We start from the raw sequence: 11,858 nt of genomic DNA on the forward strand, positions 1-11,858 counted from the left end.
CAATGGTCGAGTGGGGGGATTTGTTCCACAAGCGAACTGAACGGCGGATGATGGGACGGTTGTGAAATTGTAAGAATTACGGTTATAGGTGGCCCTCGACCACCATGGCCAATATCCCCCCGCACGCTCCGACGCCCTTTCCCTGGGTCGACCTCGTCATCATATTGGCGCTCGTCGCGCTGAACGGCGTTTTCGCCATGTCGGAACTGGCCATCGTGTCCGCCCGCAAGCCGCGCCTTCAGGCGATGGAGAAAGCGGGACGGCGCGGTGCGCGCTCCGCCCTCGCGGCGCAGGCCGATCCGGGCAAGTTCCTGTCCACCGTTCAGATCGGCATCACGCTGATCGGCATCGTCGCGGGCGCCTATTCGGGCGCCAGCCTGGGCGGACCGACGGGGGAGCGGCTGGCGATGCTGGGCCTGTCGGCCAATGTCGCGCAAAATACCGGCTTCGCGCTGGTGATCGGGTTCACCACCTATGCCTCGCTGATCGTCGGGGAACTGGTGCCCAAGCAGTTCGCCCTGCGCGCCCCGGAATCCATCGCCGTGGTGATGGCGGCGCCGATGCTGTGGCTGGCGAAGCTGACCGCGCCCATCGTCTGGCTGCTGGACAGGTCGAGCGCGCTGATCTTCCGCCTGCTCCGAATGACCCGCGAATCGGAACATCATGTGACGGCGGAGGAACTGCACCTGATCGTGGCCGAGGCGAGCAAGTCCGGCGTGATCGAGGAAAGCGAGCGCGCCATCATTTCGGGCGTGGTGCGTCTGGCCGACCGCCCGGTGCGCGAGGTGATGACCCAGCGCATGGATGTGGACTGGATCGACATCCATGCCGATGAGGAGGCGATTCGCGCCAAGCTGCTCGATACGCCGCACACCCGCCTGCCGGTGGGCCGGGGCACGGTGGAGGACATTATCGGCGTCGTGCAGGCGCGCGACATCATGACGGCGCTGTTCCGGGGCGAAGGGCTGAACCTGGAGACGCTGATGCGCAAGGTGGAGGTCGTGCCCGATCAGGTCGACGCCATGGACGCGCTGGAAGTGCTGCGCCGGGCCGAGGTGCCGATGGTCATGGTGCATGACGAATATGGCCATTTCGAAGGGATTGCGACGCCCGCCGACCTGCTGTCCGCCATTGCCGGCCATTTCGTGTCCGATCTGGACAGCGAGGATGAACCCGACCTGGTCGAGCGGGAGGATGGCAGCCTGCTGGTGTCGGGCCAGATGCCGGTCGACCTGCTGGCGGATCGGATCGGCATCGACCTGCCGGACGATCGGGATTATGCGACGGTCGCGGGCCACGCGCTGTGGCTGCTCAAGCGTTTGCCCGAAGTGGGCGATTTCATCGACGATCAGGGCTGGCGATTCGAGATTGTCGACATGGACGGGCGCAAGATCGACAAGCTGCTGATCGCGGCGCGCTAGCGATGGCGCGGGAGGCGCTGGACGCGGTCGACGGACTGGTGCGGCGGGCGCTGGCGGAACGCGATGACCGGCTGCTGGTGGTCGGGCTGTGCGGGGCGCAGGGCAGCGGCAAATCCACTTTGGCGGCAGGATTGCAGGCGCGGCTGGTGCGGGATGGGATTCCGGCGGCGATTCTGTCCATCGACGACCTCTACCGCACGCGGGCGGAGCGAACGGCGCTGGCGAATGCGGTGCATCCGCTGCTGCGCACGCGCGGCGTGCCGGGGACGCATGACGTGGACCTGGGCCTGCGCGTGATCGAAGCGCTGGAACGGGGGGAGGCGGCTTTATTGCCCCGCTTCGACAAGGCGGCGGACGACCGCCTGCCTGAGGCGCGATGGGAAAGGGCGGCGGCGGGAACGCGCCTGTTGCTGCTGGAGGGCTGGTGCGTCGGCGCCCGGCCCCAGCAAGCGGCGGCGCTGGCGGCCCCGGTCAATGCGCTGGAGCGGGATGAAGACCCGGACGGCATCTGGCGCGCCTATGTGAATCACGCGCTGGCGGGCGAATATCAGGCGCTGTTCGGGCGTCTGGACCGGCTGGCGCTGCTGGCCGCGCCGGGATTCGCTATCGTCCGGCGCTGGCGGACGCAGCAGGAACATGATCTGCGCGGGGTCACGTCCGGCGGCATGTCGGACGCGCAGGTGGCGCGCTTCATCCAGCATTATGAGCGGCTGACCCGGCATATCCTGCACGAGATGCCGGACCGCGCCGACCTGACGATCGCGCTGGACGAGGGGCGGCGCGTCACCGCCATCGACGGCGAGGGCCGTACCGGCTGACAGCGTCCGGCGCGCGGACGCATCGGTCAGGCGGCCAGCCGTTTCACCCAGAACTGCATCGCATGGTCGCTTTCGCCGCCATCGCCCAGATCCCTCCAGCGGAACTGGCCGACCAACCCCTCCACCGGCGCATAGCCCCGCCCGCGCCAGAAGGGGTCCAGCGGAGCATAGCCGGCCGGCCGGGCAGGATGATCCGGTGGCCGGACGACAGCGCAGAAGCTGGTCGTGGCGAATCCCAGTTCCCGCGCCATGACCTCTCGCCGATCGAAAAAGGCATGGCCGATGCCGCGCCCGCGCCATTCGGGCAGCAACACCGATTCGCCGAAATAATAGATGCGGCCGATGTCCATGCCCCGTTCGCGGAAGGGGGCCGCGAATTCGGCGGCATGGTCCGTCATCGGGGCGGCGGTGGCGGCGCCGACCAGCCGGTCGCCTGCGAAAGCGCCCGCGATCAGCGCGCCGGGACTGTTCGCATAGGCGGTGAGATAATCGCGCTCATAGGCGAGGCCCGCTTCGCCCGATCCGTCATAGAGCGGTTTTCGATCTGATTGAATCAGATCGACCGCTCTATTTCTTTGTTTTACCGCGATTTCTTAAACGTCAGATGATGCCATCTGACTGGAAATCGCTCTAGAGATAGGGAAAGGCGCGAAACACGGCGATGCGCAGTTCCGCTAACGCATCGAGCGCGGCCAGCAAGGCCGCGCCCGTCAAATCCTCGACCCGAACGGGTTCGCCGGTCAGCTTTACTTGCCGGCGGGGGCAGGAGCCTCGGCCGCATTGGACGCGGCGTTGGCGGCTTCGGCCGGAGCGGCATTTCCGCCCTCCGCCGCGGCCGGAGCCGCATCGGCGGCAGGCAGCGGCAGGTTCGAACCCTGGGTGTTCAGCCAGGCGATCAGGTTGGCGCGATCCGCCGGATTGCCCAGGCCCGCAAAGGTCATCTTCGTGCCCGGCGCGAATTCACGCGGGCTGGTCAGCCAATGATCCAGCGCCTCGAACGTCCAGTTTCCGCCTTTGCTCTTCAGCGCGTCGGAAAAGGCGAAGCCGCCCTTGCCCTGCGCAACCCCCTCGCCGACCGTGCCGAAGAGATTCGGGCCGATGCCGTTGGCGCCGCCCTGGTTGACGGTGTGGCATGCCGCGCACTTGGCGAACACCTTCTCGCCCGCCGCGACGTCCGCGCTGGCCAGCAGGGTGTTGAGGCCCGGTCCGGCAGCAGCGCCGCCTTCACCCTCCGCCTCGACGCCCTCGATGGCATAGCCCATTTTCTCGGGCCGTTCCTCATGGAAGAATTTGGAACTGACGATGGCACCGCCCAGTGCGATGATGCCCGCGAACAAAGCCCAACCGGCAGCGGTGTTGAAACGATCGCCCATTCGCTCGGATTCCCCTGGATTTCTCTTCTGGCCGCTTGTGTCGCGGCCCCTCTAGCGCGCTGCCATAATGGCGCAAGTGCGAACGCGCAAGCATGGTTGAACGGGTTCGCGCACGCTTTTTCATGGCTTTGCGTCAGGACAGGATGCTTGCACGCGCGCCATGAAGTGAATAAGCGCGCTAGCGCCCATGGAAAACTATCCCGCCCCTGCCCGCATTCTGGTCGCGGACCTCGCTGCGAAGGCCGCCGTCGATCCGGCCCGCGCCGTCGCCTTTCAGGGCGCGCCGGGGGCCAATTCGCATCTCGCCGCGCTGGATTACGCGCCCGATTGCGTGCCGCTGCCCTGCTTCGCGTTCGAGGATGCGATCGACGCGGTGCGCAACGGCGACGCGGCGCGGGCGATCATCCCGATCGAGAACAGCCTGCACGGGCGCGTGGCCGACATGCATTTCCTGCTGCCCGAATCCGGGCTGCACATCGTCGACGAATATTTCCTGCGCATCCGGCACTGCCTGATGGCGGCCGACGCCGCCCCGGTGACGAGCGCGGTCAGCCATCCGCAGGCGCTGGGCCAGTGCCGCCATTATCTGCGTGAACGGGGCATCCAGCCGGTCAGCTATGCCGACACGGCGGGCGCGGCGGCGCTGGTCGCGGAAACCAGGGTGCCGGGCGAAGGCGCCATAGCCCCCTATCTGGCGGCGGAACTGTACGGCCTGCGCCTGGTGGCGGAGAATATCGAGGATAGCGACGACAATATGACCCGCTTCCTGGTCCTCTCCCGCGAGCCGAAGATGCCGGAGGGGGGCGTGGGACCGGTGATGACGACTTTCCTGTTCGAGGTGAAGAATATTCCCGCCGCCCTCTACAAGGCGATGGGCGGCTTCGCCACCAACGGCGTCAACATGACCAAGCTGGAAAGCTATCAGCGGGGCGCCAGCTTCGCCGCGACCGAATTCTTCTGCGACATAGAGGGGATGCCCGGCGAACCGGCGGTCGACCGGGCGCTGGCGGAACTGGAATTCCACACCAAATGGGTGCGGATGCTGGGCAGCTATCGGCAGGGGCGTCCGCGCACGTGACGCCGGGCGTGGGACTGCTATAGTCCGCGCCATGATCGCCGCCATGCTCCTGTCCGCTCTTGCCATGAGCGCCATTGTCGGCCTGCGCTATCTGTTGGCGAGCGGCGGCTTCGCGCTGGCGACCAGGGTGCGCAAGCCGGGGCTGTATCGCGGATTGGATCGCCAGATCCGGCGGGAAATCGCCTGGTCGCTGGCGTCCGCGCTGATCTATGGCGTGCCTGCGGGCGTCGTCGCCTGGGGGTGGCAGGCGCATGGCTGGACGCATGTCTATACCGATGTCCACGCCTTTCCGCTCTGGTATCTGCCGCTGTCGGTTCTGCTCTATCTGATTGCGCATGACGCCTGGTTCTATTGGACGCATCGCTGGATGCACCGGCCCCGGCTGTTCCGCATCGCCCATGCCGTCCATCATGCCAGCCGCCCGCCCACGGCCTGGGCGGCGATGAGTTTCCACCCGTGGGAGGCGGTGACGGGCGCGCTGGTGATCCCGGCGCTGGTCTTCCTGATCCCGATCCATGTCGGCGCGCTGGGCGCGGTGCTGACGATCATGACCGTGATGGGCGTCAGCAACCATATGGGGTGGGAGATGTTTCCCCGCCGGATGGTGGAGGGGCCGGCCGGGCGCTGGCTGATCACCGCCAGCCATCATCAGCGGCATCATGACCGATATGCTTGCAATTACGGTCTTTATTTCCGCTTCTGGGACCGGCTGTGCGGGACGGACAGGGGATTGGGCAGCTTCGGGGAGGCGGCGTGAGAATCAAGGCCGGTTTGTCGATCGCGGCGGCGGGAATGATGACGGCCGCCGCCCCGCCGGAGCAGGCGCAGCCGCTCAGTCTGGACGTGCAGGGCCTGCGGTCGGCCAAGGGCGATTTCCTGATCTGCGTGACGCGGCAGGCGGCGCATTTTCCCGATTGCCGCAAAGATCCCGACGGGCGGCATTTCACCGTGCCGGTGACGTCCGGTGACGTCGCGCTGGGGCGGATGGAGCCGGGAACCTATGCCATTGCCATCATTCACGACGAAAACGGCAATGGAAAGCTGGACACCTTTGCGGGCATTCCGCGCGAGGGGGTGGGCTTTTCGCGCAACCCGGCGATCCGTTTCGGCGCGCCCAGCTTCCGGTCGGCGCAGTTCGCCGTGGCGGGGGCGGCGGTGCGGCAGGATATAAAGGTCAAATATTTCCTTTAGGCATGGCGCCGGCAACTGCCCATCTCCCTTGTTCCTATGGGGTGACGCCCCACATAAGGCGCTGTATGAGGGCGGCCTGGCCCCCGCATTTTGCAGCAGGAGATAAGTGAAGTGGCGACCCTTGGACTGAGCGAGGCCGACAAGGCATCGGTGGAGGCATTTCGCCGCGATGTGGTGGAGCCTTCGCGCACCAGCCTGGTGATCGTCGATTTCTGGGCCGAATGGTGCGGCCCCTGCAAGCAGCTAGCCCCCGTGATCGAAAAGGTCTGCGCCGACTATGCGGCCAAGGGCGTCAAGCTGGTGAAGGTCAATGTCGATGAGGACAAGTTCATCGCCGCGCAGTTCCGCGTCCAGTCGATCCCGACCGTCTATGCCATGTTCCAGGGCCAGCCGGTCGCCGACCTCAGCCAGGCCCGGACGGAGGGGCAGTTCAAGCAATATCTCGACCAGTTGCTGGGCCAGTTGCCGATCGAATCGGAGGAGAAGGCGCAGCTTGAGGAAATCGCCCCGCTGATCGCCATGGGCGAGGAATTGCTTGCGGGCGGAGAGGCGGATCGCGCCCTGTCCGTGTTCCAGCAGATCGCGCAGATGGCGCCCGATAATGCCGATGTGGCGTCGGGCCAGGCGCGGGCGCTGGTGGCTTTGGGTCAGTTGGATCAGGCGGAAGCGGCGCTGGCGGCCTTGTCCGCCGATGCGGCGAAGGATCAGGCGGTGGAGCGCGCCCGCGCCGCCATCGCGCTGGCCCGCGACGCGAAGCCGGTGGCCGACCTGTCGGGTGTCGAGGCGAAGCTGGCCGCCGATCCCGACGATCATGAGGCGCGCTTCGAACTGGCCAATGGCCTGATGTCCAATGGCGACCGCGACCGGGCGGCGGAGGAGTTGCTGGAACTGGTGCGGCGCGACCGGGCGTGGAACGACGGCGCGGCGCGGGCGCAATTGCTGAAGCTGTTCGAGGCGACGGGTCTGGAAGACCCCTGGGTCGCGGGGCAGCGGCGCAAGCTTTCCCAGATCCTCTTTTCCTGACCGGCGCTGGCGTCATGTCGCGCGTCTCGATCTTTCCCCTGCCTGGCGCGCTGCTGCTGCCGGGCATGGAATTGCCGCTGCATATCTTCGAACCGCGCTATCAGGCGATGATCCACGACGCCATGGCCCGCGACCGGCGCATCGGCATGATCCAGCCGCGGGAGGAGGGGGTGAAGCCCGCCCTGTTCGATATAGGTTGCCTGGGCCACATCACCCATATCGAGGCGCTGGAGGGCGGGCGTTACAATATCCTGCTGAGGGGGCTGGCGCGCTTCCGCGTGGTACGGGAACTGGACGTGCCGACCGCCTTTCGCCAGATCGAGGCGGATGTGGAGCCGATTCCGCAAGAGGATGAAATCCTCTCCGCCGTGGAGCGGGCGGCGCTGGAGCGGGAATCGCGGCGCTTTGCCGATGCGCTGGGCTATGTGGTGGATTGGACGGCGGTGTCGCGGCTGGACGACATGGCGCTGGTGAACGGCATCGCGCAGATCGTGCCCTTCGACCCGGCGGCCAAGCAGACGCTGCTGGAGGCGGACAGCCTGAACGACCGGGCTGACCGGATCATCCAGTTGATGCAGATAGTAGGCCGGATAGAGCGCGACGGCGGCGCGACGATGCAGTGAGGGTGGGGCAATGATCGACCCGGCTTTGCTCGCCAAGCTGGTATGCCCGGTCACGCGCACGCCGTTGCGCTGGGACGCGGCGCGGAGCGAACTGGTGTCGGCGGCGGCCGGGCTGGCCTTTCCGGTGCGGGACGGCGTGCCGGTGCTGGTGGTGCGCGAGGCGCGCGCCCTAAACGACTGATTCCGCAAACGATGCGTCAGGGTGGGGAATGTCTTGGGTTCGCCAAAGACCCCAAAAAATCACCCCCCCGCAAAGCCGAACGGCGCATGAGCCCGCCGAAAATCCTCCGGCAGCATGTCGCGCCCGATCGGCGGGGCGGATCGCGCCATGCACTGGCTGCGATGGCACAGGCGGCACGTCACCCCAATGGGCGTAGGCTCCGGCGGCGCCTCTCCCGCCGTATAGATCAGCCGATGGGCATGCTCCGCCGCGCAGCATAAGGCGATGGCCCGCTCGATCTTCGGCGCGCCCCATCCGCCGCCGCCCGCCGTCACCGTGCGCGCGATGGAGAAGAATCGCTGCCCGTCCGGCAGTTCCAGCCATTGCGTCAGCACCTCGCGGGGGCGCTCGAACGCATGATGCACCGACCAGAGCGGGCAGGAGCCGCCATGGCGGGCGAAGGGAAAACCCGCGCCGTCCAGCCGCTTGCTGACATTGCCCGCATGGTCGACCCGCAGGAAGAAGAAGGGGATGCGCTCCTGCCCCGGCTTTTGCAGCGTGGTCAGCCGGTGCGCGGTCTGTTCGAAACTCGCGCCGAACTGCCGGGCCAGCGCCTCCACATCGTAACGCCGCGCCTCCACCGCCCTGGCGAAGGCGGTGTAGGGCATCAGGATCGCCGCGGCGCCATAGCTGGCCAGCGCCCGCCGGGTCAGCCGCCGCCCGCTCTCGCTGGCGAACTGGCCGTCCTTCAGCAGCGCGTCGAAATCGCGCCGCATTTCCAGATAGGCGATCTGCAACGCCAGTTGGAACTGGGTGCTCGCCCCGTCCAGCGCATCGTCCAGCAGCACCGCGTCGCGATGCCGGTCCAGCCGCCGCATCGATCCCGCCATCACGTGGGACGGCAACCGCCGGACCCGCAGATTATGCTTCGCCTTCAGCCACCCAGCCAGGCCGCCCGCCGCCTCCACCTCCTGGGCCAGCTTTTCCCCCGCATCGTCCAGCAGGGGAAAGCTGTTGCGCCGCGCTCCCAGGAAGCGCCGCGATTCGGCCACCGGATCGGGCGCGTCGTTGGCGTCCTCCTGCTCGACGCCGCGATCCGCGAGCGCCAGTTGCTCCTCCCGATAGGCCGTGTGCAACCGCAGCAAGGCTTCGGTGATTCCCGGATAATTGACCGCCACATCCCCGGTCGCCAGCACCGGCAGGTCGATGTCCGCGAACATCGGGTCTTTCAGCACCGCCTGCAAACGCGCCGTCTGCTCCGCGCCGCCGTCGCCCGCCAGCTCGCTCATGTCCATCCTGTAGGTGCGGGCGAGGCGCAGCAGCATGTCGGCGGTCAGGGGGCGCTGATTGCGCTCCAGCAGGGCGACATAACTGGCCGAAATCTCCAGGTCCGCCGCCATGTCCGCCTGCGTCAAGCCAAGTTCCCGGCGCAGCCTGCGCAGGCGCGGCCCCATATAAACCGGACGATCCTTGGCCATGTCGTAAACGCTCCTGTGCAGGCTTTACAACTTTACACGCAAATCTTGTAAACTTCTACAACTGAACTTCGCGCCCTCTGCCGCGCCGCACAAAAGGGGATTAGGTCCGCCCCATATCCATAGAGCGACCAAGGATTTGAGCATGACCTACCAGCAGGAAATCACCAAGGCCGGGACCACCATCGGCGGACAGGGCCATTGGGACGGCATCGCGGCCGAATCGGTCGCTCGCATGCGCCTTCAGAACCGTTTCCACACGGGCCTTGACATCGCGCGCTACACTGCCGGGATCATGCGCCGCGACATGGCCGCCTATGACGCCGATCCGGCCAATTACACCCAGTCGCTGGGTTGCTGGCACGGCTTCATCGGTCAGCAGAAGATGATCAGCATCAAGAAGCATTTCGGCACCACCAAGGGCCGCTATCTGTATCTGTCCGGCTGGATGGTCGCGGCGCTGCGCAGCGAATTTGGTCCGCTGCCCGACCAGTCGATGCATGAGAAGACCAGCGTCCCCGCACTGATCGAGGAACTCTACACCTTCCTGAAGCAGGCCGACGCCCGCGAACTGGGCATGATGTTCCGCGATCTGGATGCTGCCCGCGAAGCTGGCGACGAGGTCAAGACGCAGAAGATCCAGCACGACATCGACCATTATGAAACCCACGTCGTTCCCATTGTCGCGGATATCGACGCGGGCTTCGGCAATGCCGAGGCGACCTATCTGCTGGCCAAGAAGTTCATCGAAGCGGGCGCCTGCTGCATCCAGATCGAGAACCAGGTCTCGGACGAAAAGCAGTGCGGTCACCAGGACGGCAAGGTCACCGTGCCACATGAGGACTTCCTCGCGAAGATCCGCGCCGTCCGCTACGCCTTCCTGGAACTGGGCGTCGACGACGGCATCATCGTGGCGCGCACCGACTCGCTGGGTGCGGGCCTGACCAAGCAGATCGCCTACAGCAAGGAAGAGGGTGACCTGGGCGACCAGTATAACAGCTTCCTCGACGTCGAGGAGGTCACGGACTTGAACAGCCTGCGCGGCGATGTCGTCCTGGCCCGCGACGGCAAGCTGTTCCGTCCCAAGCGCCTGCCGTCGAACCTGTTCCAGTTCCGCGCGGGAACCGGCGAGGACCGCTGCGTCCTCGACTGCATCACCTCGCTCCAGAACGGCGCGGACCTGCTGTGGATCGAAACCGAAAAGCCCCACATCCAGCAGATCGCCGGCATGGTCGACCGCATCCGTGAAGTCGTTCCCAATGCGAAGCTGGTGTACAATAACTCGCCCAGCTTCAACTGGACGCTGAACTTCCGTCAGCAGGTGTTCGACGCATGGGCCGCCGAGGGCAAGGACGTCAGCGCCTACGACCGGGCGAAGCTGATGAGCGCCGATTATGACGCGACCGATCTGGGCCGTGAAGCCGATGAGAAGATCCGCACCTTCCAGAAGGATGCGGCGGCGCGGGCCGGCATCTTCCATCACCTTATCACCCTGCCGACCTATCACACGGCTGCCTTGTCGACCGACAATCTGGCCAAGGAATATTTCGGGGAGGCGGGCATGCTCGGCTATGTCGAGGGCGTCCAGCGCAAGGAAATCCGTCAGGGCATCGCCTGCGTCAAGCATCAGAACATGTCGGGTTCCGACATCGGCGACGACCACAAGGAATATTTCGCGGGTGAAGCGGCGCTGAAGGCGGGCGGCATCCACAATACGATGAATCAGTTTGCGGCCTAAAGGCCGCGGGGGAACCAGTTTGCAGCCTGAAGGCTGCGGGGGAACCAGTTTGCGGCCTAAAGGCTGCTAACGAGTCCGGGTCGTGGGGGTGCAAGCCCCGCGATCAGGGTGGAAGGACTGGACGGCCCGGAGCTTCGCGCTCCGGGCCGTTTTTTCATAAGCGCAGCTTGTGTACGCCTCGGCCGTTCCCGCTTTTGCCTTGAAGAGAAGACGCTTATCCTTCGCGCCGTTCAGCAAAGGGGAACAGCCGATGTCCTACACCCTCATCACCGCCAACCGGAATTATTCAAGCTGGTCGCTGCGCCCCTGGGTGCTGATGAAGGCGTTGGGCATAGCCTTTACCGACCGGATGGAGCCATTCGCCGCCACGGAAAATTACGCGGTCTTCCGGGAGTTTTCGCCGACGGGGCAGGTGCCCGTGCTGATCGACGGCGACCGGACGCTATGGGATTCGCTGGGCATCGCACTTTATCTGGCGGACCGTCATCCCGGCGTCTGGCCGCAGGAAGAGGCGGCGCGGGCCTGGGCGCAATGCGCTGTCGCAGAGATGCACGGTGGTTTCGCGACGTTGCGCAACGATTGCCCGATGAATGTCGGGGTGCGGGTGGAGCCGCATCTGCCTTCGCCCGCGCTCAACCGGAACATCGCCCGGCTTGCCGAACTGTGGGGGGAGGGGCTTTCCCGTTTCGGCGGGCCGTTTCTGGGCGGGGACGCCTTCACCGCCGTCGACGCCTTTTACGCGCCGGTGGTTTTCCGGGTGCGCACCTATGGGCTGAATGTCGGGCCGCTGGCGCAGGCCTGGGTCGATCATATGCTGGCGATCCCCGCCATGCGCGAATGGGAAAGCGCGGCGCTTGCCGAAACATGGCGTGAGGAAAGCCATGAAGCGGAAGTCGGCGCGGCCGGGCGCATCGTGGAGGATCATCGCGCCGCCTGACCGTCCGACCTTGTGTCATCG

The 11,858-nt window shown here is 66.0% G+C and carries 14 protein-coding genes; 11 read left to right on the forward strand and 3 right to left on the reverse strand.

Translation table 11 applies throughout. The annotated features are described in order from the left end of the window. The first annotated feature begins 104 nt into the window (after positions 1-104). Complete coding sequence (locus tag NUH86_RS17070) at positions 105-1,421, forward strand: hemolysin family protein (protein ID WP_267250598.1); 1,317 nt, start codon at positions 105-107, stop codon at positions 1,419-1,421. Between the two features lie 2 nt (positions 1,422-1,423). Next, a complete protein-coding gene (locus tag NUH86_RS17075) occupies positions 1,424-2,239 on the forward strand; it encodes a kinase (RefSeq protein ID WP_267250599.1) in 816 nt (271 codons plus the stop codon). Between the two features lie 26 nt (positions 2,240-2,265). Here the strand turns inward: NUH86_RS17075 and NUH86_RS17080 are convergent, their stop codons facing one another. Beyond that, positions 2,266-2,694 carry a GNAT family N-acetyltransferase gene (locus tag NUH86_RS17080; RefSeq protein ID WP_323749025.1) on the reverse strand — a complete coding sequence of 143 codons (429 nt, stop codon included), beginning with the start codon at positions 2,692-2,694 and terminating at the stop codon, positions 2,266-2,268. Between NUH86_RS17080 and NUH86_RS17085 the strand changes: the two genes are divergently transcribed. After that, positions 2,626-2,787, forward strand: a complete 162-nt coding sequence (locus NUH86_RS17085; protein WP_267250600.1) for a hypothetical protein — start codon at positions 2,626-2,628, stop codon at positions 2,785-2,787. The genes NUH86_RS17080 and NUH86_RS17085 overlap by 69 nt on opposite strands. 198 nt (positions 2,788-2,985) lie before the next feature. Here NUH86_RS17085 and NUH86_RS17090 read toward each other — a convergent pair whose 3' ends face one another. After that, complete coding sequence (locus NUH86_RS17090; protein ID WP_267250601.1) at positions 2,986-3,612, reverse strand: c-type cytochrome; 627 nt, start codon at positions 3,610-3,612, stop codon at positions 2,986-2,988. A 187-nt stretch (positions 3,613-3,799) separates the two neighbouring features. Between NUH86_RS17090 and NUH86_RS17095 the strand changes: the two genes are divergently transcribed. The 6 genes from NUH86_RS17095 to NUH86_RS17120 all read left to right on the forward strand — a co-directional run bounded on the left by NUH86_RS17095 (position 3,800) and on the right by NUH86_RS17120 (position 7,708). Further along, positions 3,800-4,690, forward strand: a complete 891-nt coding sequence (locus tag NUH86_RS17095) for a prephenate dehydratase (protein ID WP_267250602.1) — start codon at positions 3,800-3,802, stop codon at positions 4,688-4,690. A gap of 31 nt (positions 4,691-4,721) precedes the next feature. Further along, positions 4,722-5,447, forward strand: coding sequence for a sterol desaturase family protein (locus tag NUH86_RS17100; protein WP_267250603.1), 726 nt, complete (start codon positions 4,722-4,724; stop codon positions 5,445-5,447). A gap of 35 nt (positions 5,448-5,482) precedes the next feature. Next, a complete protein-coding gene (locus NUH86_RS17105) occupies positions 5,483-5,881 on the forward strand; it encodes a DUF2141 domain-containing protein (RefSeq protein ID WP_267252173.1) in 399 nt (132 codons plus the stop codon). Between the two features lie 111 nt (positions 5,882-5,992). Next, the gene (locus NUH86_RS17110) at positions 5,993-6,904 is read left to right on the forward strand and encodes a tetratricopeptide repeat protein (RefSeq protein ID WP_267250604.1); all 912 of its coding nucleotides are present in this window, start codon (positions 5,993-5,995) and stop codon (positions 6,902-6,904) included. Positions 6,905-6,918: 14 nt separating this feature from the next. Beyond that, positions 6,919-7,527, forward strand: a complete 609-nt coding sequence (locus NUH86_RS17115; protein ID WP_267250605.1) for an LON peptidase substrate-binding domain-containing protein — start codon at positions 6,919-6,921, stop codon at positions 7,525-7,527. Between the two features lie 10 nt (positions 7,528-7,537). After that, on the forward strand, positions 7,538-7,708 hold the full coding sequence (locus tag NUH86_RS17120) for a Trm112 family protein (RefSeq protein ID WP_267250606.1): 171 nt from the start codon (positions 7,538-7,540) through the stop codon (positions 7,706-7,708). A 59-nt stretch (positions 7,709-7,767) separates the two neighbouring features. Here NUH86_RS17120 and NUH86_RS17125 read toward each other — a convergent pair whose 3' ends face one another. After that, positions 7,768-9,165: a helix-turn-helix domain-containing protein gene (locus tag NUH86_RS17125; protein ID WP_267250607.1), complete on the reverse strand. Its 1,398-nt coding sequence runs from the start codon at positions 9,163-9,165 to the stop codon at positions 7,768-7,770. A 142-nt stretch (positions 9,166-9,307) separates the two neighbouring features. On the opposite strand from NUH86_RS17125, the gene NUH86_RS17130 reads away from it, so the two are divergent. Both NUH86_RS17130 and NUH86_RS17135 read left to right on the forward strand, forming a co-directional pair. After that, on the forward strand, positions 9,308-10,900 hold the full coding sequence (locus tag NUH86_RS17130; protein ID WP_267250608.1) for an isocitrate lyase: 1,593 nt from the start codon (positions 9,308-9,310) through the stop codon (positions 10,898-10,900). A 250-nt stretch (positions 10,901-11,150) separates the two neighbouring features. Further along, positions 11,151-11,837: a glutathione S-transferase family protein gene (locus tag NUH86_RS17135; protein ID WP_267250609.1), complete on the forward strand. Its 687-nt coding sequence runs from the start codon at positions 11,151-11,153 to the stop codon at positions 11,835-11,837. The last annotated feature ends 21 nt before the right edge of the window (positions 11,838-11,858 follow it).

This window comes from Sphingobium sp. JS3065, from assembly GCF_026427355.1.
In the GTDB taxonomy this organism is placed as follows: domain Bacteria; phylum Pseudomonadota; class Alphaproteobacteria; order Sphingomonadales; family Sphingomonadaceae; genus Sphingobium.

Coding starts and splice junctions, on each gene's coding strand:
- NUH86_RS17075 (WP_267250599.1), top strand. CDS start 1,424: ATGGCGCGGGAGGCGCTGGACGCGGTCGACGGACTGGTGCGGCGGGCG.
- NUH86_RS17135 (WP_267250609.1), top strand. CDS start 11,151: ATGTCCTACACCCTCATCACCGCCAACCGGAATTATTCAAGCTGGTCG.
- NUH86_RS17105 (WP_267252173.1), top strand. CDS start 5,483: ATGATGACGGCCGCCGCCCCGCCGGAGCAGGCGCAGCCGCTCAGTCTG.
- NUH86_RS17095 (WP_267250602.1), top strand. CDS start 3,800: ATGGAAAACTATCCCGCCCCTGCCCGCATTCTGGTCGCGGACCTCGCT.
- NUH86_RS17130 (WP_267250608.1), top strand. CDS start 9,308: ATGACCTACCAGCAGGAAATCACCAAGGCCGGGACCACCATCGGCGGA.
- NUH86_RS17125 (WP_267250607.1), bottom strand. CDS start 9,165: ATGGCCAAGGATCGTCCGGTTTATATGGGGCCGCGCCTGCGCAGGCTG.
- NUH86_RS17085 (WP_267250600.1), top strand. CDS start 2,626: ATGGTCCGTCATCGGGGCGGCGGTGGCGGCGCCGACCAGCCGGTCGCC.
- NUH86_RS17070 (WP_267250598.1), top strand. CDS start 105: ATGGCCAATATCCCCCCGCACGCTCCGACGCCCTTTCCCTGGGTCGAC.
- NUH86_RS17120 (WP_267250606.1), top strand. CDS start 7,538: ATGATCGACCCGGCTTTGCTCGCCAAGCTGGTATGCCCGGTCACGCGC.
- NUH86_RS17100 (WP_267250603.1), top strand. CDS start 4,722: ATGATCGCCGCCATGCTCCTGTCCGCTCTTGCCATGAGCGCCATTGTC.
- NUH86_RS17090 (WP_267250601.1), bottom strand. CDS start 3,612: ATGGGCGATCGTTTCAACACCGCTGCCGGTTGGGCTTTGTTCGCGGGC.
- NUH86_RS17115 (WP_267250605.1), top strand. CDS start 6,919: ATGTCGCGCGTCTCGATCTTTCCCCTGCCTGGCGCGCTGCTGCTGCCG.